The 21,640-nt window shown below is 46.9% G+C and carries 17 protein-coding genes; 3 read left to right on the forward strand and 14 right to left on the reverse strand.

Going from position 1 to position 21,640, the window contains the following annotated elements; genetic code table 11:
- Positions 1-130 precede the first annotated feature (130 nt).
- Positions 131-589, forward strand: coding sequence for a nuclear transport factor 2 family protein (locus ACFPMF_RS15790; protein ID WP_379846804.1), 459 nt, complete (start codon positions 131-133; stop codon positions 587-589).
- 16 nt (positions 590-605) lie between these two features.
- Here ACFPMF_RS15790 and ACFPMF_RS15795 read toward each other — a convergent pair whose 3' ends face one another.
- From ACFPMF_RS15795 to ACFPMF_RS15820, 6 genes are all read right to left on the reverse strand, one after another.
- Entirely contained in the window at positions 606-5,399 is a 4,794-nt protein-coding gene (locus ACFPMF_RS15795) for an ATP-binding protein (protein ID WP_379846806.1), read from the reverse strand.
- Positions 5,400-5,406: 7 nt separating this feature from the next.
- On the reverse strand, positions 5,407-6,114 hold the full coding sequence (locus ACFPMF_RS15800) for a hypothetical protein (RefSeq protein ID WP_379846809.1): 708 nt from the start codon (positions 6,112-6,114) through the stop codon (positions 5,407-5,409).
- Between the two features lie 603 nt (positions 6,115-6,717).
- Positions 6,718-7,536 (reverse strand): enoyl-CoA hydratase/isomerase family protein, encoded by an 819-nt coding sequence (locus tag ACFPMF_RS15805; protein ID WP_379846811.1) that lies wholly within the window; start codon positions 7,534-7,536, stop codon positions 6,718-6,720.
- A 279-nt stretch (positions 7,537-7,815) separates the two neighbouring features.
- The gene (locus ACFPMF_RS15810) at positions 7,816-8,793 is read right to left on the reverse strand and encodes a radical SAM protein (RefSeq protein ID WP_379846814.1); all 978 of its coding nucleotides are present in this window, start codon (positions 8,791-8,793) and stop codon (positions 7,816-7,818) included.
- A gap of 18 nt (positions 8,794-8,811) precedes the next feature.
- Positions 8,812-9,654 carry an acetyl-CoA carboxylase, carboxyltransferase subunit beta gene (accD, locus tag ACFPMF_RS15815; protein ID WP_379846817.1) on the reverse strand — a complete coding sequence of 281 codons (843 nt, stop codon included), beginning with the start codon at positions 9,652-9,654 and terminating at the stop codon, positions 8,812-8,814.
- Between the two features lie 88 nt (positions 9,655-9,742).
- Entirely contained in the window at positions 9,743-10,441 is a 699-nt protein-coding gene (locus ACFPMF_RS15820; protein WP_379846819.1) for a DNA alkylation repair protein, read from the reverse strand.
- A 78-nt stretch (positions 10,442-10,519) separates the two neighbouring features.
- Between ACFPMF_RS15820 and ACFPMF_RS15825 the strand changes: the two genes are divergently transcribed.
- Positions 10,520-11,080, forward strand: a complete 561-nt coding sequence (locus ACFPMF_RS15825) for an NADPH-dependent FMN reductase (protein WP_379846822.1) — start codon at positions 10,520-10,522, stop codon at positions 11,078-11,080.
- 21 nt (positions 11,081-11,101) lie between these two features.
- Here ACFPMF_RS15825 and ACFPMF_RS15830 read toward each other — a convergent pair whose 3' ends face one another.
- Positions 11,102-11,548: a winged helix-turn-helix transcriptional regulator gene (locus tag ACFPMF_RS15830; RefSeq protein WP_379846824.1), complete on the reverse strand. Its 447-nt coding sequence runs from the start codon at positions 11,546-11,548 to the stop codon at positions 11,102-11,104.
- A gap of 98 nt (positions 11,549-11,646) precedes the next feature.
- Here ACFPMF_RS15830 and ACFPMF_RS15835 point away from each other — a divergent pair, with 98 nt between their 5' ends.
- Positions 11,647-12,495, forward strand: a complete 849-nt coding sequence (locus tag ACFPMF_RS15835; protein WP_379846827.1) for an SDR family oxidoreductase — start codon at positions 11,647-11,649, stop codon at positions 12,493-12,495.
- Positions 12,496-12,567: 72 nt separating this feature from the next.
- Here ACFPMF_RS15835 and ftsZ read toward each other — a convergent pair whose 3' ends face one another.
- The 7 genes from ftsZ to murD all read right to left on the reverse strand — a co-directional run bounded on the left by ftsZ (position 12,568) and on the right by murD (position 21,512).
- Entirely contained in the window at positions 12,568-13,977 is a 1,410-nt protein-coding gene (gene ftsZ / locus ACFPMF_RS15840) for a cell division protein FtsZ (RefSeq protein ID WP_379846830.1), read from the reverse strand.
- A gap of 76 nt (positions 13,978-14,053) precedes the next feature.
- Positions 14,054-15,469: a cell division protein FtsA gene (ftsA, locus tag ACFPMF_RS15845; RefSeq protein ID WP_379847206.1), complete on the reverse strand. Its 1,416-nt coding sequence runs from the start codon at positions 15,467-15,469 to the stop codon at positions 14,054-14,056.
- Positions 15,466-16,242 carry a cell division protein FtsQ/DivIB gene (locus tag ACFPMF_RS15850; protein WP_379846832.1) on the reverse strand — a complete coding sequence of 259 codons (777 nt, stop codon included), beginning with the start codon at positions 16,240-16,242 and terminating at the stop codon, positions 15,466-15,468. Before ACFPMF_RS15850 ends, ftsA begins: the two co-directional genes overlap by 4 nt.
- A 32-nt stretch (positions 16,243-16,274) precedes the next feature.
- Positions 16,275-17,657: a UDP-N-acetylmuramate--L-alanine ligase gene (gene murC, locus ACFPMF_RS15855; RefSeq protein ID WP_379846834.1), complete on the reverse strand. Its 1,383-nt coding sequence runs from the start codon at positions 17,655-17,657 to the stop codon at positions 16,275-16,277.
- A gap of 87 nt (positions 17,658-17,744) precedes the next feature.
- The gene (gene murG / locus ACFPMF_RS15860; RefSeq protein WP_379846837.1) at positions 17,745-18,842 is read right to left on the reverse strand and encodes an undecaprenyldiphospho-muramoylpentapeptide beta-N-acetylglucosaminyltransferase; all 1,098 of its coding nucleotides are present in this window, start codon (positions 18,840-18,842) and stop codon (positions 17,745-17,747) included.
- Positions 18,843-18,935: 93 nt separating this feature from the next.
- Complete coding sequence (locus ACFPMF_RS15865) at positions 18,936-20,090, reverse strand: FtsW/RodA/SpoVE family cell cycle protein (RefSeq protein ID WP_379846839.1); 1,155 nt, start codon at positions 20,088-20,090, stop codon at positions 18,936-18,938.
- Positions 20,091-20,171: 81 nt separating this feature from the next.
- Positions 20,172-21,512, reverse strand: coding sequence for a UDP-N-acetylmuramoyl-L-alanine--D-glutamate ligase (gene murD, locus ACFPMF_RS15870; RefSeq protein WP_379846842.1), 1,341 nt, complete (start codon positions 21,510-21,512; stop codon positions 20,172-20,174).
- Positions 21,513-21,640: the final 128 nt, after the last annotated feature.

A 21,640-nucleotide genomic window follows, 5' to 3' on the forward strand; every position in this document is an offset into this window, starting at 1 on the left:
GTGGTAATCAGGAGTAGGACGAAATGATTCTAAATCAGTATATTTGACCCAATATGAACCTGCCGGCAACGGGCCTCAATACGGTCCTGATCACAAACAGGTTCTTTTATTTTACGGCATCGAACGTCCTATGAGAAAAGCCTTACTCGCCCTGTTCACCCTGTTTTCGTTATCCACCTTTGCCCAAAGTGACGACGAAAAAGCCGTTCGGGCCACTATTTCCCAGCTATTCGACGGCATGCGAAAAGCCGATACGACGCTTTTCAAGGCGGTTTTTGCGCCGGGAGCCTCGTTGCAGAGCGTTGCGAAGAACAAAGAAGGTGTTATCAGCGTCCGGACTGAGGCCATACCCGGTTTTGTAGCTTCGGTCGGAAAACAGAAACCGGGGACGCTCGACGAACGGCTGTCGGCGTATGATGTCAAAATTGATGCCGAACTGGCCCTGGCCTGGACACCGTACGTGTTCTACTACAACGGCCAGAAAAGCCACTGCGGTGTCAATGCGTTTACGCTGGTGAAAATAAACGGCTTCTGGAAAGTACAGACCATCATCGACACGCGACGCCGGGAAGGCTGCCCGGATTACTAGTTAATAAAATACAAGTCTAGATCGGCGTATTATTTGCGTACTTCTGGTATTTCAACAGTGGTGAATCAGCAATTTCTTTTTCAAGATCTTTTATACGCTCCCTAATACTTCCATTGTTTAGCGATTGGCGTTCCAGCGCAATGCCAAAATGATACATTTCATCATCATAACTGCCTTCTAAGAAGATCAGATTACTGCGCAGATAATTATCATACTCTTTTCCATTTTTATGAAATTCTTTCGCACGATGAAGGTATTTTAAGGCAATCTGGAAGTGGGAAGTAGAATCGTGAATGACCATAGTACCTTCTCCTACCATGGATTCAATAAGATTTTTTGTTTCGTAAGGATCTTCTTTTTTTACACCGTCAATTAAATCAATCAACCGGGACAATTCATAATATTTTAACCAACGGCCTAATTTAGCATGACATGCCGCTTTGAAAGAATTGGAAACATAAGGGTTAACACCATATATATCAATAGTCTGAATCATTTCTAATAAACAAAAAACAGAGTTAATAACTATATTTTTAAAATCAACTTTCTTCTTTTGAAAGCCCGGCACTAAAATAAATTTTTCCAGGAAGTTATAAAATTCAGACTCACCAGCTAATGAGAAGGCTTTCAAATCAATTCTATGACCGATCTCATCTATTTCTATTTTATTTCTTTTGAAGAATCTAAAAGGCTGATCTTTCCAATCTACTATTTCTTCAAAATATACTTTCAAAATTTCATCATTTATTATTGACATTACATCCATTTCAAGCATTCGAGTCATTTTCGATGAAATAGTCTGATACTGATTTATTAAAACCGTTTCAGGAATATTTCTAATAATTTCATCTAGGCTATCGCCCTTAATAACAGGATAATCTTTTGACCGCAACTTAAACTTTGCAAAAAGTAGTAACGCTTCTTTTACATCTGGACTATTAGAAATATTAGTATAATTATTTCTGGCAAATTCATCGGGGTGTGGCATCCCTTCAATACTTGTAATTACATTCTTAAATTTATAGATCTGAGGCCTATCAGTCGAATCGCTGTTCCAAGAAGCGACTTCTAGAAGCATAGCTAACAAAGAAGTCTCGATTTCAGTATAGATATTATGATATCTATTAAACAAATTTATTTGCTTGCCATCAGAATTTACATTAAATCGATTAAGTAAAAGCAATATTTTCTTTAGTTGTATCCCAAAACTAGTCAGCAACCCAGCTTTTGAGTTAAACCTTCCAGAGAGATAATAAGTAAAAATGGTAAAAGTCACAAGTTCACTCCGGGCTATTTTTCCATTATAAACCCCTAAAAAATACTTATCAGTAATAATATCCCATCTTTTTTTTCTAGTTTCATTATTAGTAAACGTATTGCTTAAATCTTCAAAAATATCCCAGAAATTTTTCAAATAATGCTCACTCTCTTTAATTTCATTATCCTTTATGCCAGAAAATATACAATCACCAAGACAGGACAAAGTAAAACCAAGAACCTTTAGGGTATTTTTCGATATATTTGTACGCCTATCAAACAACAAACTAGATGCGCAACTAATCAGCTTTTTTAAGCTAGAAGTTTCTGTTATATCTTTAAAGTATTTTCTAGGAATATTATTTACAGATTGTAAACAATTATATAAACTAACTCTATAAAACTCTAAGGCCATCTCAGAGAATTGTTCATCCTTATTTTTTAATGAAACTATTTTAGAAGATAATTTCCTATTTTCATTAGCGTATAATCCATTTTTAAATACATAAATCCATTTCGACCCTTTATGCTTTACATCAGAAAGATGAGTAATTTGATTGGATAAAGCCTTAAATCTACCTTTGTATTGTTTTTTCTCTTCGATTAAAATATGGTTGCTATCCTCTACACCTAGCGATCCTTGTAATGTATTAAAAATATCATCATTATTAATTATTCTGTGTAGTAAATGATTTGTCCTTGTAATTGAAAACGTTAAAACCGAAAAATTCTTATAATACAATAAACCCGCTATATTATTCAAAAAGTCTGCTTTTATTAAAAGAGCCTCGGCCTTGTAATCGCATTTAGTAAATAAGTTATCAAATGCAATAATGGTTTTCTCTATCCAATCATATGAAACACCATTATAATTATACTTTTCAATAATACATAAATAAGCAGAGCAGGCTAAATTATATAATTTTATTATTTCCTGATTCCTTTTATTATAGTAAGGAGAATCATTTTCGGTAATAGTTTGCAATTGATTCATACAATCAGTATAATATCCCACCGCATTTTCAAAATTCCCCATTCGCTCATGAATAAGACCAAGCTTAAGTTTAAATACTGTAATATTAATAGATATATCAAGGTTTGGCTGCTTTGCTATAGGCAAAAATTGAATCCCATCGCTATACGCCACGCATGCATTATCATATTCTTGGTCGAAGTAATAGGCATCACCTAGTAGTCCATTTAAAAAACAGATTGATCTTATAAATTCTTGATTGCCGCTATCAATAAGGCTTATATTATAATTATTTCTAATCTCTAAAATCTTTTCTTTTAAATGGTGTTTCACATAAAACATCTCATCCAGTGAGAAGTTAAATGCAGCTAATTCGTCTTCAAATATTTTTGATAAATACTTTATTTCGTTTGTAGTCCGACTCAAAAATTTATAATCAAACATCCCAATTTCAGTCTCGCGTAAATGGTTTATATTAAGATATTTAATTAATTCGTCCACAAAATACCTAAACAATGGATTCCTATTATTAGTAAATACTTCCGGGATTAATTCAAGATTTTGAGTAGAGAAAGCAAAGGGATGGTATTTCAAAATATGATCCATTAAATAAGGCGTAGACACCAAAATATTATCACTAAAATCCTTTAACACAACGCTTTGGCTCATCAGAAAGGGTCTATATAAATATGTTATAAACCCAAAATGATATTGATTTTTATAAGAAAAGGATAGAAAAAGTTTAGGCTTATTATTCTTTCTTTTAATAATTACATTGTGATAGTGAGGTTTGTTGTATTTAGGATGGTCCTCACTAATGACATATTCTTCAATTATTCGTACAATTTTTTTAGGAGAACCATTACTACGATAGGTTAAAAAAACGATAAATGTTTGCAGCGTATAAATAACTTTTAATAGCTCCTTTTGATAATCACTTGAAGATAATCCTCTGAAATTTAATTCTTTATGCTGAGTGTTTATGTAATTATAATAGTCTCTCAGGAAATTTCCTCCTGTATTGAAGCCTTCAGGTATAAGTATATGGGAAAGATACAGCTCGGCCATAGCTGAAAGCGTATTACCTCCACTATTTGGGTATACGGACTCTTTTAAAAAACTATCAACATAGATTATTTGGTGAAATATACTACTAATAAAAGACTCTCTATCTGAAATATCTGCCAACGAGGCATCAAACATTTCTCTGCCAGCGATAAAAATAAATTTTGCTTTTGCTTCAGTTACGAAATACTTCAATGATGACAAAATGTTAATTATAGCTTCGCGCCTATTTTTGGTTTTGTCCATTTTTAGATTAGCGAACCTATCGTTTTGAATAACATCTTCTTTTTCATTATAAAAACCCTTGCCTAACCCCGGTTCTACTTTATCTAATTCATCAAAAACAACAACAAATTCATTAATATATGTTTCGAAACTATTATATTGATCTAAAATAGAAATTAGTTCCGTTTCTATTTCTTTTGAATTTAATATTGCATAAGATTTTGTACTTTTATTAAAAAACCCAAATGGCATTTTTTCACTCATACTCTGCATGCCGGTTTCTTTTGTTAAGCTTGCATTAATATTCTCTTCTAGCTCAACTAATCTTTTATAAAGCATTTGTTCTATTACAATCTTTTCTTTAAAATATTTAGTATATTTAAATGTTGGAAACCTTAATACAATTTGCTCAAGTATATTTTTTATCGCATATATTATGCAGGACAACAGAAAACTAATTATTATTAAGAGTAAAATAGCGCCAAACTTTTTATCTAAGTCATCTTCAAGGATGCTCTTTTTTTCATCTTTAAAAAAATCAACTAATCGAATATACTCATCACTAAAATAGACAAACGGCACCCAATTTAATATTTTATGACTTTCTCTAAAATACTCCAATCGTTTCGATTCTATTCTGGCTCTAATAACTCCATTTATTGAATCTATTTTTAGCCTATTATTTATAAGTGAGTCTAATTCTATACTTGTCATTTCTACCCGTACCGAGTCGCTATTCTTGAAAGAATCGACATTTTCATCTCCAAGGCTTTTAGTATATTTTAAAGGCTTAATGTATATTAGCAATCCAAGAAGTAAAACAAAAGACCCAATAAGTATATTAAAAAAACTAAAAGTCCCTCGAAGTTTAACAAAAAAATTCTGTTCACAATAGTATATTAACTTTGAGGTAATTTGCTTTAATATATCCTTCTCGTTTAAATCCGATTGAGCAAAGCTTATCTTTATTTGTTTTACATTATTTTCAATTGCTATATCTGTGCGTTTATTAATTTTCCTATGTTTGGCATAAATGGCTAAAACGCGTTTGACAAAACTTGTCTTCCCCATTCCTCTATAGCCTGTTACAAGGTAGGACCCATTGGCTCCACTAAACTTTAGAATATTAAGCAATTGGTTTTCGATAGCCCGTCGACCAATAAAAATCTCTTTGTTCTCATTACCTGTATCTCCGTTGCCTTCAATAGGATTATGATTAAATTTATAATCTGGTAGCTCGAGAAAAACATCTTTTATAAATGCTTTATACCCGTATTTAAATTTAGTCATGTGTTAATTATTTTTCTTTAATATACTTTTGAAAACCATCGTATTCTTGATTTATTCTTTCGTCATCTTTAAGCTCACTCAATAAAAACTCCATTATTTTATCTTGATGTTTTGAGCTCTGGCTAGGGTAATTTATTAGATATTCCAAGATTTTCAATTTTATTTGCAGATCCTCTTCTCTACTTATCTTTTTCAAAAAATAAAAAGCAACACCTAATATCATAAGAATATGTAAAAGAGAAATATAAATCTTAAACTCTACCGATAAAACTGTCGATACAATTAAAAAATTTAATAACAAAATCATAATCGCTATAAAACAAAAAAATTTCCACGTCAAAGTAACTTTGTCATTAGTTTTGAGAATACTAAGTTTCTCGTAATTAGCTTCTTCAAAAACTATCAGCTTTTTCGAATACACTTCCATATGACCAAGTTGTTTATAATAACTTTTTTCATTTATATCTTGCAATGGTATATTTGCAAAAAAGGCTATACTTTTAACAAATTGTTCAATAGAATTTCGACTAAATTTAAAAAACACATCTTTATTAGCTATGTTTAACGATACTGTATTATTATATATATTTAGATTATTTAGTATTTCGTTTATTTTGTTTTTTCTAATAGTATCCTTTTCTTTATTTTTAATCTCTTCAAATTTTTCAATTATATTTCCAATTTTATTATTAAATGAGTCTGTATAATAGAGCATATCTTTATTTGTTTATAATGTTACAATTACGCCATCAACTCTCATCAATTGTATTCTTACTATGCATTCTTCACATGCTTATATATAATACATCCCTTACTATTTCAACTATTGCTCAATAATAAAAACAGTATCTTCTACCACTAAATTTGTAGTAGCGTATACTTTTACCAGAGCAGGCTTGAAGTTAAGATTTGAAAAAGTTATGAAAATTATCTCTTCCTAGTAACTTTTTATCAGCTACTATAATTGAAGTTATTATATTTTGTATTGATTATTTCTTCGTTAAACAGGTCCAAAATCTAAAATACTCGCCTAAGGTTTTGTGAGCAAAATACCTAATCGATCAATTTGTAATCTTTAGAGAAAGTCTATTGTATTTTCCACAATGATAAACGAGATGGGACTCTTCTGCAAGATTGATTAAAAAAATATTAAAATAATTTTTATTGATCCGTGAGTACGTCTGTAAAGTTTATGCTTGGACACTACAGATCCTGAGAATGACAAGCTATTTCTGTGAGCTAACGCCCTTACGGATTCACGGAGCAATAATGCTACTAGTATTCTGTATTTATGCCTTTACTTAGGATAATTGTCTTTTTACTCCCCTCGCCACTTCGGCAACCGCTTCTCCAGAAAAGCTGCCATGCCTTCCTGCGCATCGGCGGTTTGCTGAATCCGCTGAAACTGCTCGTACAGATAAGCCTGCTGCTGATCCGGCGGAATGGTTTTTAATTGCTGATACGCCTGCAAACCGAATTGCATGGCGGTCGGCGAATGCCGTTTGAGTTCAATCACCAATTCCTGAACGGTTTTTTCTACCTGTTCATCCGGCACCAGTTGCGTCACCAGCCCAACGGCCCGGGCGTCGGCTGCGGATAACGTCCGGGCGCGAAGGCACAGATCGAGAACCGTCCGGGCGGGCATGATTTCAAGTAAGCTGGCCATCACCTGAAACGGAAACAAACCGCGTTTCACTTCCGGCAAACTGAACGTAACCTTATCAGCCGCAACAACATACGTACAACCGGCAATCAATAAAAAACCGCCGGCATAGACCGATCCCCGCACCTGCGCAAGGCAGGGTTTGTGCAGGTCCGCCAGCAGGTCGGCCAACCGCACCGGCCCGGCGGGGGGCGGAACGGTTACATCCAAGGGTTCGCCCGATGACAGGCTTTTCAAATCCATTCCGGCACAGAACACATCGCCCGCAGCGGCCAGAACCACAATCCAGACCTCCTTTTCGTACCGCGCATAGGTCAGGGCAAAGGCCAGTTCGTTGAGCAACGTGGGGTTCAGCGCATTCTTCTTTTCGGGCCGGTTGAGCGTCAGCCTCAGAACGTGGTCCGTCTGATTCGCCAGTAAATACCGGAAAGAGTCCGTTGAAAAACCGGCGGTTTGTTCAGGGGTATAAAGCATTCTTTTTCAGGGAGAATTTATGCAAAAATCCCGCGCCCGTAATACTACAAAATTGAGCGGTCCGGTTCAACAAAACCTGATCAACGCCCGTTTTTCATTCGCTCTGCGGATTCGTTTCGCCAGAAAAAAGCTGCGTTGTTGCAGCAAGCCGGAAACCCTTCCACGGTCACTATTGACTGATGGCCCGGGTAAATGATTCAGGAAGTCTTGGTAGATACGGCGGCTCCGGCACCGCAGTCGGCGGGTTGGTACACCCACAAAGTCATCAAACGGTAAAGCTCAGAACAACTGCTTCCAGGTGCCTTTGATGCGGTTGTATTTCAGTGTGCTGGGCAGGGCTTTCCACCAGTATCGGTTCATTTCGACGGCAAACGAAGGCTGCATGTAACAATTGATGGCGCAGCCCTCACATCCCGGCAAGCGCCCTTCCAGCGCCACCAGCTTCTGGACTTCTTCCGAACGATAGAGGTTGTACAGATCGCCTTCAATCGGGAAGTCTTTCAGGCCGAGGTGGTAGCAGGGTAACACCAGTTTATTTTCGGGCGAAATCACGAGCGTCGTGCTTCCGGCCAGACAAATTGGGTCATTGACGTGGTTGCCGCCATCGCGCCGGAGCTGGATAAAGGCGTCGTTGAGGTAGACATTTTTCTGCTTACCCCACCAGGTCATTTCCTGCAGCGATTTTTCCGAAAAACCGGCCCCGGTTTCCACCTCATTGTATTCAAAAACCGGGTTCAGGATCAGCACCAGGTTATTGGGCAGGCAGATTTCTTCGTGCAGTTGCCGGATCTGGTGAACATTGTGTTCAAAAACCGTAAACAGAATATCGGGCCGCTCGCCCAGTTGACGGGCCAGGGCGATGGAATCCATCACCTTGGCGAAGCACTTCACCCCCCGCGATTTATCGTGTTCTTCGGCAATCGGCGAATCCAGCGAAAAATGCAGCATATCGACCAGGCCGCGCAGACGCTCGGCGTATTTCGGATACAGTAGTCCGTTGGTCGTGATGGTGGTAATCAGGCCGAGCGCCTTGGCTTCGCGGAGCAGGTCGTCGAGCTGGCGGTGGAGCAGCGGTTCTCCGCCCGTAAAATCCACCACCCGGACGCCCAGCCGTTTCAGGTCCCGCAGGTTTTCGCGCACGTTCTCCGGCGTCACGTAGGGCGACGGCCGTTCCCAGATGTCGCAAAAACTACAGGTCGCATTGCAGCGATAGGTGATGTAGTAATTGCACAGAACGGGATGAGAGACAAGGCGCATGAGCGTACGGTTTCTGAGCTACTGCAACATTTTAAACAAGGCCGTCAGTTTCTCTTTCAGGTCTTTCCGGTCAATGATGAAGTCCAGAAAACCGTGTTCAAGCACGAACTCGGCGCTCTGAAAGCCTTCGGGCAGGTTTTTGCCGATGGTTTCGCGAATCACACGCGGCCCGGCAAAACCGATCAGGGCACCCGGTTCGGCAATATTAAAGTCGCCCAGCATCGCGAATGAGGCCGTCACACCGCCGGTGGTCGGGTCGGTCAGCAGGGAAACGTACGGGATTTTTTCGTTCGATAACAGCGCCAGTTTGGCCGAGGTTTTGGCCATTTGCATCAGCGAAAAACCGGCTTCCATCATCCGGGCACCCCCCGAACGCGAAATCATCAGGAACGGCGTCCGGGTTTTCAGCGAATGGTCGATCGCCCGCGCAATTTTCTCACCCACCACCGAGCCCATCGATCCGCCAATGAAGTTGAAGTCCATGCAGGCTACCGTAACCTCCAGATCGTTCATTTTGCCGTACGCCGACCGAACGGCATCTTTCAGCTGTGTTTTGGCAATGCTGGCTTTAACCCGCTCCGGATACGGTTTCGTATCGACAAATTTCAACGGATCGGCCGAGGTCATGTTGGCATCCAGTTCAGTAAAAACACCGTCGTCAAACAGGAGTGCGAAATACGCATCCGACCCAATTTTTTCGTGGTAATTACAGTGAACGCAGGTATAAGCGTTGAGCTTGTGCTCCCGCGTGTGCATGATTTTCTTGCAGTTCGGGCATTGGTACCATAAACCGTCCGGCGCTTCGCGCTTCATCTCGGTCGGCGTATTGATCCCTTTTTCTTTACGGATAAACCACGACATAGGTTGTCAGTCTCCAGTTAACAGTTCGAAATCAGTCGCTTTACTTTGAAAGCAGGGGGCAAAGATAGTAAGAAAACGGCAGGCACGGTCAACGTTCAAGGTAGTACTTTCGGCGAACGGGTTCAAACCGTTCAATCGCATACCGCAACGCCGTGCGCGGGAGCCGCCCGGCATGGTCGTGCAGAAACTCCTCGAGCGCATCCGGATTTTTCTTTCCGACTTCCCGCAGCATCCAGCCAACCGCTTTATGAATCAGGTCGTGCCGGTGGCTAAGCAACAACTCAGCGACCCGAAAAGTGTCCTGAAACTGGTTTTTGCGAATAAACGCCAGCGTCGATACCATCGCAATCCGTTGCGACCACAGGTGGTTTTCGCGCGCCAGTTCGTATAAAATGCTGCGGTCTTTGTTCAGCAGGTAGTTGCCGACAATGCCCGGGCTACTGGTATCGACCAGATCCCAATTGTTGACGAATTCCTTATTGCGCAGGTAATAGTCAAAAATCAGCTTTCGGTTGGCATCGTGGGCTGGTTTGGCCTGGTTGGTCCAGATAATCAGTCCCGTCAGCCGGCATTCGTGGAACGGGTCACGCACCAGCTTTTCGGTTTCGCCGGGCGGTAATTGCCGGTAGTGTTGAGCGATCAGCCGCTGCTGCGGCACCGATAAGCCCAGAAACACATCGCCTTCACCGTATTGCCCCGGCCCGGTTTTGAAAAATCGTTTAAAAAAGGCGGCTTTTTCGGGATCGGCCTGGGCCTGCAAGGCGGTTTTAACGTCCTGATAAGTCATTGATCTGCTTGAACTAAAACCGGAATGGGTTGTTATTGGAGCAACCGAGCGTAATTTCGGTCCAACGAAAATAAACGAATGAACCCAAATCCTACCGAACCGGTCAGCGAAAATCCCATCATTATTATTGTCGGTACCAACCGGAAAAATTCCATGTCGCGCCAGGTCGCCGAGTATTACCACGCGATCCTGGAACGGATGGCCATACCGAGCCATATTCTGGATCTGAGCGGGCTCCCGCCCGATTTTGTCATGACGGCTTTGTACGAAAATACGGGAAAGAATCCAGAATTCAACCAATACAAGGAGGTGGTCGAACGGGCGAAAAAGATGGTTTTTATCGTTCCCGAATACAATAATTCATACCCCGGCGTCCTGAAAGCTTTCATCGACGGCCTGAGTTACCCCAGCGGTTTATCGAACAAAAAAGTGGCACTGGTCGGCCTCTCGGCCAACCACCAGGGCGGGGCGCTCGCCCTCAGCCATTTAAACGACATTTTTAGCTATCTGGGCACCCATACGCTGGCGTTACGCGTGAAGCTGGCACAAATCCGGAATTACTGGAAAGAAGGTACGCTGCACAACGACCTCTACAAGATGCTCCTGCAACAGCAGGCCGAACAACTGATTGAGTTTTAACAGCCCGGACAACCGCCGGTTTTACCATTTCCCCGGAACAGCCTCCTGTTCGCGGGCGGCATACCGCTCACGGGCTTTCATAATCGGGTCACTATGATGGGCGGCCCACTCGCCCAGTTCAATAAGCTGCCTCAAAAAACTGTGGCCTAACGCGGTCAGTTCGTATTCGACCCGGGGCGGTATTTCGGGATACATCCGCCGGTTTACCAGCCCATCGCGCTCCAGATTCCGCAGTGTGACGGTCAGCATTCGTTGCGAAATCCCATCAACTCGTTTCCTGAGTTCATTAAACCGCAGGGTTCCGGCATCGCCCAGGTGAAAAATAGACAAGGCCGACCATTTATCGCTTAACCGGTCCAGAATGTCCCGAATGGGGCACGGAGCTAGTACGCCGGGGGTCGGCTCCAGAATTTTCTTCAGCTTTTTTTGTAAGCTATCCTGCTGAGAATCAACAATAGTTCCGTCCATGTGCCTGACTTATGACGACATGCCTTCTTGCGGCATCCTTGGTTACTGAATAGTTTTGAGTTACCAAAAGTAACTAAGAAACGTTAAATCAGCACGATATGATTGCCATCACCGGAGCTTCTGGCCATTTAGGAAAAGCCACGCTCGAATTTTTACGGACCAAAACCAGCCCGGATTCCCTCGTCGCCCTCGTCCGGGACCCGGCCAAAGTAGCTGACCTGGCTGCCCAGGGCATACAGGTTCGCGCGGGCGATTACGATGACTCCGCTTCGTTGGTCGCCAGCCTGGCCGGTATTGATACACTGGTCCTGATTTCCAGTTCAGTAACGGGTCCGGAACGGGTTCGGCAACATACCAACGTTATCGAGGCCGCGAAGGAAGCCGGTGTGAAGCACGTTTTTTACACCAGTGCGCCCAAGCCCTCATTAGAAGCCCGGTTTACGCCCGCCATCGACCATTTTCTGACCGAGGAACTTCTGAAAGAATCCGGGTTGACGTACACCATTTTCCGGAATAGTATTTATCTGGATGTCTTGCCGGGGCTCGTAGGGAATGCGGCTGAAACCGGGCAACTGTTTTATCCGGCTGGCGAAGGTAAGGTGAGTTTTGTGTTGCGGGCCGACATTGCCGAAGGACTGGCGAATGCGTTAACCACCGAAGGGCACGAAAACAAAATTTACGAGATCGGGGCTCCGCTTTCCTGGTCGTTCAAAGACATTGCCGCTGTGCTCAGCCAGAACGGGAAAACCGTCGAATACATCGATATCCCGACCAGGGCGTTCGAAGCGGAGCTGATGAAGCACCTGCCTGCGCCGGTTGCTAAAGTGTATACGGGTCTGGCTGAAGCCATCAAACACAACGAGCTGAACGAACCCGATCCTGCTCTGGAAAATCTGCTGGGTCGAACGCCGGTGAGCCTGGCCGAATTTCTGAAAAACCGGGCCTGAAAACCGGGTTGACACCAACAAAAAAGACTCCCGAACAGGAGTCTTTTTTGTTATCTTGTTTCCGATCAGCGTCTAATCGTTCAGACGAGTGCGAATAATATCACGTTCGTCGAGCAGCGGAATTTCGTACAAATTCACTTTCTGACGAATAAACGCCGGCGTTTCCAACTCCCGCTCCCGCTCCGGCAGCCTGGTTTGTGTAAAGCTTTCGATCATTTTCTGGATTTGCAGCAGATCATCCTCCCGCTTCTCATCGACCAGAATATCTTCGAGGTTGGCGTAATTGCCCCGTGTTGGTGTCTCTTCGTAAACCCGCGGCAAGGGGGCCGTTACCCCCGTGGGCGTAGGTTCAAGGGTCTCCCCGGTTTCGTCTACGGTTTCCAGCTCCGGCTTCAACTCTTCCTCAATGGGGGGATTTTCAATCACTTCTCCCTTTTTATGTTGCGGCTGTTGCCAGTTGGTCGGCGGAAAATCCGGTCGTTCGGTGGGCAGATCAAAACCGGCGGCAATCACCGTCACACGGAGGTTTTTACCCAGCGTTTTATCCTTGATCGTACCGTACTTGAACAGATGCGCCTGCTTGTCTTTCCCGATTTTTTCTTTGATGTAACCGGTAATGATTTGCAGTTCTTTCATGGTGGTACGAGCCTCCGGACCCGATGCCATCGTGAGCAGAATCCGCTTCGCCCCCCGGATATCGCGGTCGTTGAGCAACGGCGAATTCAACGCATCCTGAATGGCGCTCAGCGCGCGGGCGTCGCCTTCAGCATCGGCCGACCCCATCACGGCCTGACCAGCGCCTTCCAGCACCCGCTTCACATCCATGAAGTCAACGTTGATTTCACCCTGAACGGTAATGATTTCGGCGATACTTTTGACGGCATTCGCCAACACATCATCGGCCTTTGCAAACGCCTGATCCATCGGAAAATCTTCAAAGATTTCCGCCAGTTTATCGTTCAGAATGACCAGAACCGTGTCGCAGTATTCCTTCAGTTCCTCGATCCCGCGCATGGCCTGATCGAGCTTCTCAATCCCTTCAAAATCGAACGGAGCCGTCACGACAGCAATCGTCAGCAGACCCATTTCGCGGGCAATCTGCGCAATGACGGGGGCCGCTCCCGTACCGGTGCCCCCTCCCATCCCCGCCGTGATGAAAACCATCTTGGTGGGTTCGCCCAGCAATTGCCGGATGTCTTCCGTATTTTCCAATGCCGCCTGCCGGCCTACTTCCGGATTCGTTCCGGCGCCCAAACCGGACGTCAGCAGGGCACCCAACTGAATTTTCGTCTTGACAGGACTGTTGGTCAGCGCCTGACGATCGGTATTACAGACGATGAAATCGACATCTTTCACCCCCATGCGAAACATGTGGTTGACGGCATTACTTCCGCCCCCACCGACGCCTATTACTTTAATGATGGGTTCATCTTCCTCGTCGGGGAACTCAAACCTCATGCCATATTCCAATGCCTCTGGCATACCTCCTACTGTTTGGTGCGCTGTTAATTACTTGATATTTCGGAACGCTATGCGTTGCCTTTCCAATCGACTTTCCTTACTGATACCGGTCATCGGGACCGAGGTCTTTGCCGAGATCATCATTCAGGAAATTTTGAAACCATTTCAGAATACCGACTTTTTCCTTCGGTTTTTCGGGGGCTTTGCCGCCATTCGTCGGGCCATGACCGTGGCCATATCCCGGGCCCGATCCGTGACCATTGGTGCCATGATGGCCACCCACCGGGGTCAGCACCGCGTGCTGGAGCGGAATCCGGTCGTCCAGCCGTTTGAAACCGGCCCAAACCAGCCCAACCGCCGTGGCAAACGCCGGGTCGCTCACCAGATCCGCTTTCACATTATGCTCCAGTTGATCCGGAAAACCGATCCGCACATCCAGGCTCGTTACACGCTCGAAAATCCGTTCGATGCCCGAAATAGCCGCCGTTCCGCCCGTCAGGACAACACCACCGACCAGTTTATCGCGGTAACCCGACCGGATGATTTCGGCCTGCACCATAGCGGCAATTTCTTTCAGGCGAGCTTCGATGACCAGCGCTACATTCTTCAGAAGAATGTCCTTGGGCGGACGACCGCTCAGATTCGGAACGGCCACCACCTCATTCAGCCGGAAATCGCTCGGATCCGCGCTGCCGAATTTCGTTTTCAGCAATTCCGCCTGTGTCGGCAACACCCGGCAACCGACTTCGAGATCGGAGGTCAGGCTGTTGCCCGCGAACGGAATCACCGCCACGTGCCGGAGCACGTTTTTGTGATAAATCGCAATTTCCGTAGTTCCTCCGCCGATATCGACCAGGGCCACGCCCGCATGTTTTTCCTCATCGGTTAAAACGGCCAGAGCCGACGCCAGGGGCGCCAGCAGAAACTTGTCATTTTCCAGCGGTTCTTTCTGGGGCGAAACCGAACGGGCTCGCTGAATGCATTTGCGGGTATACGAAGCCGAACTTGTCTGGGCCGTAATAACCTGAAAGTCAGCTTCCAGCTTAACGCCAATTCGACCAACGGGATAGTCAATATTTGATTCGCTATCGACTGTAAAATCCATTGGCAGCACGTGCACAATCTCCGATCCGGCGGGCAGTACCGAACGGTACATATCGCCCACAAGATGGTCGATGTCATCGGCCACGACTTCGTCGCCGGGCGAGGTGCGCGTAATGCTGCCGTGTTGCCGACGTGCCGTCACGTTTTGCCCCGAAAAGCTGACGTTGACAACGTGAATATCGATGTTAGCCTGCCCGGCGGCTTCTTCGACCGCCCGGTTGATGGCTTCAACGGTTTGACCGATATTGACCACGGAACCTTTCGTGACGCCTTTTGAGACGGCTTTTCCAACACCCAGTACGTCTAGCCGGGGGTGGTCGTTATTGCGGATAAGACGGCCGGCCACGGCGCACACTTTGGTACTGCCAATGTCCAGGCCTACTATAATTTCTTCCTGCTTAGGTATCATTCGCACACGATCTGGTTACGGTACTGCACACTTACCCTTCGGTATCGGTCCCACCCCTTCAAAGGTAGTATATGCTTGTAAAATAATTTTATCTTTTCAAATTTCGCTTCCAGCTCTACGGGCTGGCCAATTTCAATCAGGCAGTCGCCCACCTGCGGAATCAGCGTCACTTCGCGGTTTTTGTCGACCATCACCTGCGCGATCTGGGCTTTCCAGAACGGATCGGTTTCAATCTGTTTCAACAAACCCAGCAAGGGTTTGTTTTTTTCGGTTGTCAGGGATTTCCGTTCGCTGAAATACGGCCCGGAGATCAGCGTGACCCGTGCCGTGTAATTCATCGAAAGCGGAAACCATTCGCCGTCTTCGGTCAAATAATAACCGGCATAGGCCGATTTGTCCTCACCACCGTCCGGAACCAGCCGCGCCAGCGGTCGCTGCTGCTTGATATCGGCAATCAGAATTCCTTTCAAATCCCGGAAAACCTGACAGCTTTTCACTAAGCCATTCTGTTGAAGACGCTTTTCCAGCTTCTTCAAGTTGATATTGGCGTAATCGTCGCCCAGGAGCGGGTCGGACCCGTCGTTGGTCAACGTTCGCAGAACATCGTTTCGGTTCAGAAACCGATGCCCGTCTACTTCGTCCATTCGGATGTCGATGCCTTCACATTGCCGGTGATTTTGCCGGTGTTCCGTAAAGGCAATCAGCCCCACCAAAATGGCTAAACCGGCTACGGTCAGAATGAAAGTTCTATTTAAGGGAAAAATAGAAAACATCCGTCGTTCTTAACTCTAAAAAAAATTAATTTTTATTGATTGGTCTGAAACAGCTCCCGCAATGCCGGAATCATCTGATCGATGTCACCCGCGCCGATGGTGGCTACCAATTCGGGCGGATTACGTTGTAAAATTCCGGGCAGTTCTGCTTTGCTGCACTGAATTTTCTCTTCCGCTTGGATCTGCTGAAAAATCAGGTCGGCGCTGACGCCTTCGATGGGCAGTTCGCGGGCCGGATAAATATCGAGCAGGATGACACGATCCGCCAGCGAAAGACTTTGGGCAAATTCAGCGGCAAAATCCCGCGTCCGGCTGAAGAGGTGCGGCTGAAAAATAGCCGTTACCTTCCGTTCCGGATACAGGGCTTTTAACGACGATAAAAATGCCGAAACCTCCGCAGGATGGTGCGCATAATCATCGATAAATATAACATTTTTTGATTGGAGTATGTACTCGAACCGCCGTTTTACGCCTTTATAATTAGCGAGTGCTTCGCCGATGGCTTCCGGGGTCACACCGACCTGCAAGGCCGCGGCCGCGGCCGCCACGGCATTCTCCACATTGTGAAAACCGGGTACCTGTAATGCCACCTTCTCGATAACACCTTCAGGATAAACGATATCGAAAACAAACCGGGCGTTTTCAATCCGCAGATTTCGGGCATAGTAGGCGCCTTCCGCTAACGAATATTCATACACGGTGGCCGGGGTCGAAGCGGCCAGGGCCAGCCCTCGTTTCATAAACAGCGTCCCTCCGGGTTTGATCTGCCCCACAAAGGCCCGAAACGAATCCAGGACGGAGTCGTGACTCCCGTAAATATCCAGGTGATCGGCATCGGTCGAGGTCACAATGGCCACCTCCGGAAACAGGGTCAGAAACGAGCGGTCGAACTCATCGGCTTCAACCACGCAAATGACTTTCGACAGGTCGTCGGTCGGTTCGTTGAGCAGAAAATTGGTGCCGTAATTCTGGGTGATGCCCCCGAGAAAGGCCGCACAGTTGACACCGGAACTTCGCAGGATGTGGGCGACCATCGACGAGGTCGTCGTTTTGCCGTGGGTTCCGGCAATGGCTACGGTGGTCATCCGCCCGGCCAGCAGGCCCAGCACCTGTGAGCGCTTCTGCAACGTAAAACCGTGTTCGGTCAGGTAGACGTATTCCCGGTGGGTTTTCGGAACGGCGGGCGTGTAAATCACCAGGGTTTCTGCCCGGTTTTCCCGGAAATGTACCGGAATCTGCTCGATATCTTCCTCAAAATGAATCGACATGCCTTCCTGCTGCAGGGCGTCGGTCAGGGCCGTCGACGTCCGGTCGTAGCCCGCGACTTCGTACCCATTTACCAGAAACCAACGCGCCAGCGCACTCATGCCAATGCCGCCGATGCCGAGAAAATATACGTACCGAATGTTATTCATTTTTTATGGTTTACAATGGTGTGGAGGGTTGAAAAAGGGGTAAATGTACATTTGAAGTCCTTTTCAACCCGTTCGCTACCAGTCCTGTTATTTTATCAATTTCAATACTTCTTCCGCGATTTCCCGGGCGGCTTTGGGCCGCGCCAGGCCGCTGATATTCTGACTCAGGGTGTGCTGCTGCACCGGATCGTCCAGGAGCCGCAGGGCCGCCGGAACGAGCTCTGCGGGAGCCTCCCGATCGGCGATCAGCAAAGCCGCATTCCGGTTGACCAGACTCAGCGCATTTTTCGTCTGGTGGTCTTCCGAAGCCGCCGGAAACGGAACCAGAATCGCCGGTTTTTTGACCAGACACAATTCCGACACCGACAAGGCCCCCGCCCGCGACACCACCGCATCGGCAACGGCGTAGGCCAGGTCCATTTCGTAAATAAAATCAAACGCTTTGATCCGGCTGGCGCCGGCATCGGCAATGGCCTTTCGGGCCCGCTCGACAAAAACCGGCCCGGTCTGCCAAACCACCTGATAACCAGCTTCAATCAGCAAGCGAAGATCTTTTTCAATACTTTCGTTAATCGTCCGCGCCCCCTGGCTGCCGCCGATGATTAACAGGGTTTTCCGATCAGGTTCCAGCCCGAAAAACGCCAGGCCGTCCATCCGTTTGGTGCCCGCCTGGATAATGTCCGTTCGGACCGGATTGCCCGTCAGGATTATCTTCTGCGCCGGAAAAAACGCTTCCATGCCGGGGTAGGCCACGCAAATGGTTTTCGCCCGACGCGCCAGCAGTTTATTCGTCAGGCCCGCGTAGGAGTTCTGTTCCTGAATCAACGTCGGAAGGCCTTTGAGCGATGCTGCCAGCAAAACCGGTCCGCTCGCGTATCCGCCGACGCCCACGGCCACATCCGGCCGAAATTCCCGAACGACCTGCTGCGCCCGCAGAAAACTCCGGCCCAGCTTAAACGGAAACGCCAGATTTTCGAGCGTCAACTGCCGTTTGATCCCGACCACCGGCAAACCGATAATCCGGTAGCCCGCCCGGGGGACTTTCTCCATTTCCATTTTTCCTTCCGCCCCCACAAACAGGATTTCGATGGTCGGATCGATGGTTTTTAATGCATTGGCAATGGCAATCGCCGGATAAATATGTCCGCCGGTTCCCCCGCCACTGATGATCACGCGTTTTGGCATACAATTGACGCAAACCGTTGGTAGTCGGTTATGGGTTTACGGTTTATAGTTTACGGTGTTTCCTATAAACCGTAAACCAGGTCCATGAGAAAACTACGTCGCTTTGATCAGATTGCTCTCATCGGCTTCCCCGCGACTCACACTAATGATGATCCCGATGGCCGTTCCGGTGAAAAGCAGCGACGTACCGCCCATGCTCAGCAACGGCAACGGCTGGCCCGTCACGGGGACCAGCCCGACCGAAACCGCCATGTTGATCATGGCCTGAATGACAATACTGAACGTCAGGCCCGCCGATAACAAACCGCCATACGCCCGATTGGCCTTTCGAATAGCCCGCATCCCCCGCCAGAGCAGGTAGAGATACGCCAGAATAATGACGATACCACCAATCAAACCGTATTCTTCGACGATCATGGCAAAAATAAAGTCGGAATACGAATGCGGCAGAAAATTACGCTGGTGGCTGTTGCCCGGGCCCTGCCCGTAAACACCACCGTGGGCCAGCGCGATGTAGGATTGCGCCACCTGAAACTCGGGCGGTCGTCGCCCATTAAGCGTTTCCCAGTAATTAGTTATGCGGCTGATCGACGTCTTGGCCCGCTGCCCGAACATCAGCGCAAAGCTCCCCATGACTACGCAAAACACCACCATGAAGGCCAGGTATTTCGTCGGTACACGCCCGATGAACATCAGCAAAAAACAGGTAGCCGCCAGCAGAGCTGCCGTCGAGGCATTGCTTAACACGATACAGGCGCAGATAATCCCAATCCAGCCAATCATGTTGACCAGCACGCTCGGGTCATACTGTTCCTTTTTAATGTGCTGCCGCTTGGCCAGCATGGCCGCCAGGTTCGAAATCAGGGCCAGTTTCGCCAAATCCGACGGCTGAAACGTCTGGTTGATCAGCGGAATCGTGATCCAGCGCGAAGCCTCGTTCAGGTTCGTTCCCTTAAAATACGCCCACAGCAGCAGCGGCACCGACAACCACATGCCAAACCGCGACAAGCGGGCGTAATAAATGTAATTAAACCGGTGGGCCACCCACATACAGGCCAGTCCCAGTACCACCAGCGCCCCGTGTTTAAACAGATAATGCTCCGTCGATTGCAGCTTCTGGTAGGCCATCGTCCCCGTCGCGCTGTAGACCACGGCGATACTCATAATCGACAAAAACAACACGACGCCCCAGATGTGGTAGTCGCCCTTGATGTTGTTTTTTAACCAATCTTTCGCTGAAATAGTCATCCCTTCGAGGAGTTAAGAATTAAGAGTTATGAGTTAAGAGTTAATGCGTCAGCCAACCGCCGGGCGGCCCCGTCATAACTCTTAACTCATCATTCTTTTAACCGCTTCTTTAAACTGGTTGCCCCGGTCTTCGTAGTTCCGGAACAGGTCGAAACTGGCACAGGCCGGTGAGAGCAAAACCGTATCGCCCGGACTAGCCAGTTCCAGCCCTTTGGCAACGGCTTCGTTCACGTCCTGGGTTTCAAACAGCGTCGGAACACGGTCCGAAAAATAGCGAACCAGTTTCTGATTGTCTTTGCCCAGGCAAATTAAGGCTTTTACTTTCTCCTTTACCAGCCCCGCAAGCTGATCGTACTCATTTCCTTTGTCCAAACCACCGGCAATCCAGATCACCGGGCTCGTCATACTTTCCAGGGCGTAATAAACCGAATCGACATTTGTGGCTTTGGAATCATTGATGAACTGAACACCCCGGATTTCACCCACCGGCTCGAGCCGGTGGGCCGCATTCCGGAACGTCAGCAGCCCCGCGCGCAGCACATCCGGCTGCACGCCAACCACCTGGGCCGCCAGCGTTGCCGCCAGCATATTAATCGCATTGTGTTTTCCTTTCAGGGGTAAATCGGCCAGCGGAATCTCAAAATCGTTGACCACCAGAAAACCGTCTTTCAGGTAAGCCCCCGGCTGGGGGGTATCAATCAGCGAAACCGGTAACAAACGGACGTCCGGTTTTTTCCGGTCGAGTTCTTCGCGGATCACCGCACTTTCCTGGTAGTAGATAAACGTATCGTCCGGACGCATGTTTTGCAGAATCCGAAACTTCGAGTTTACGTAATTCTGAAACCGGTATTCGTAACGGTCCAGATGGTCGGGCGTGATGTTCAGCAGGATGGCCACGTTCATCCGGGCCTGGTTCATATCATCCAGCTGGAAACTACTCAGTTCCAGGACGTAATAGTCGAAGGAGTGCTCCAGCACCTGCCGGGCGAAACTATCGCCGATGTTGCCCGCCAGCCCGACGTTTAGCCCGGCGGTTTTCAGGAGGTGATAGGTCAGGAGCGTCGTTGTGGTTTTACCATTGCTGCCCGTAATGCCGATGAGCCGGGCGTTGGTGTAACGGGCCGCCAGTTCAATTTCCGAGATGATCGGAATATTTTGCTGGCGCAGCTTCTGGATGATGGGGGCTTTTTCGGGAATACCGGGGCTCTTGACCACCTCCGTCGCCTGCAGAATTCGTTCTTCCGTGTGCTGACCTTCTTCAAACGGGATTTCAGCCTGCTCCAGCACCTGCCGGTACGATTCCTGCAAAAGACTTCTGTCCGACAAAAAAACCGTATACCCTTTCGCTCTGGCCAGTAAAGCAGCGCCTACTCCACTTTCTCCCCCACCCAGAATAACCATCATCCCCCTGTTAACGTCCATAAAATTATGTGCAAACCGTTGACAAAAATAGAGGTTTCGCCGTTGTCTGACCGCCGGTTTTGCAATCTTTTTCTCGCAAAAAAGAAACCCCGCCGGAGAGCAGGGTCAATGGGGTGGGTACAGTGGAA

The sequence above is a fragment of the Larkinella bovis genome, assembly GCF_042655385.1.
GTDB classification, from domain to species: Bacteria; Bacteroidota; Bacteroidia; order Cytophagales; family Spirosomataceae; genus Larkinella; species Larkinella bovis.

What these genes read in the sequence shown, in the direction of transcription:
- ACFPMF_RS15790 (WP_379846804.1), top strand. Translation starts at nt 131, where the DNA reads ATGAGAAAAGCCTTACTCGCCCTGTTCACCCTGTTTTCGTTATCCACC.
- ACFPMF_RS15795 (WP_379846806.1), bottom strand. Translation starts at nt 5,399, where the DNA reads ATGACTAAATTTAAATACGGGTATAAAGCATTTATAAAAGATGTTTTT.
- ACFPMF_RS15800 (WP_379846809.1), bottom strand. Translation starts at nt 6,114, where the DNA reads ATGCTCTATTATACAGACTCATTTAATAATAAAATTGGAAATATAATT.
- ACFPMF_RS15805 (WP_379846811.1), bottom strand. Translation starts at nt 7,536, where the DNA reads ATGCTTTATACCCCTGAACAAACCGCCGGTTTTTCAACGGACTCTTTC.
- ACFPMF_RS15810 (WP_379846814.1), bottom strand. Translation starts at nt 8,793, where the DNA reads ATGCGCCTTGTCTCTCATCCCGTTCTGTGCAATTACTACATCACCTAT.
- accD (WP_379846817.1), bottom strand. Translation starts at nt 9,654, where the DNA reads ATGTCGTGGTTTATCCGTAAAGAAAAAGGGATCAATACGCCGACCGAG.
- ACFPMF_RS15820 (WP_379846819.1), bottom strand. Translation starts at nt 10,441, where the DNA reads ATGACTTATCAGGACGTTAAAACCGCCTTGCAGGCCCAGGCCGATCCC.
- ACFPMF_RS15825 (WP_379846822.1), top strand. Translation starts at nt 10,520, where the DNA reads ATGAACCCAAATCCTACCGAACCGGTCAGCGAAAATCCCATCATTATT.
- ACFPMF_RS15830 (WP_379846824.1), bottom strand. Translation starts at nt 11,548, where the DNA reads ATGGACGGAACTATTGTTGATTCTCAGCAGGATAGCTTACAAAAAAAG.
- ACFPMF_RS15835 (WP_379846827.1), top strand. Translation starts at nt 11,647, where the DNA reads ATGATTGCCATCACCGGAGCTTCTGGCCATTTAGGAAAAGCCACGCTC.
- ftsZ (WP_379846830.1), bottom strand. Translation starts at nt 13,977, where the DNA reads ATGCCAGAGGCATTGGAATATGGCATGAGGTTTGAGTTCCCCGACGAG.
- ftsA (WP_379847206.1), bottom strand. Translation starts at nt 15,469, where the DNA reads ATGATACCTAAGCAGGAAGAAATTATAGTAGGCCTGGACATTGGCAGT.
- ACFPMF_RS15850 (WP_379846832.1), bottom strand. Translation starts at nt 16,242, where the DNA reads ATGTTTTCTATTTTTCCCTTAAATAGAACTTTCATTCTGACCGTAGCC.
- murC (WP_379846834.1), bottom strand. Translation starts at nt 17,657, where the DNA reads ATGAATAACATTCGGTACGTATATTTTCTCGGCATCGGCGGCATTGGC.
- murG (WP_379846837.1), bottom strand. Translation starts at nt 18,842, where the DNA reads ATGCCAAAACGCGTGATCATCAGTGGCGGGGGAACCGGCGGACATATT.
- ACFPMF_RS15865 (WP_379846839.1), bottom strand. Translation starts at nt 20,090, where the DNA reads ATGACTATTTCAGCGAAAGATTGGTTAAAAAACAACATCAAGGGCGAC.
- murD (WP_379846842.1), bottom strand. Translation starts at nt 21,512, where the DNA reads ATGGACGTTAACAGGGGGATGATGGTTATTCTGGGTGGGGGAGAAAGT.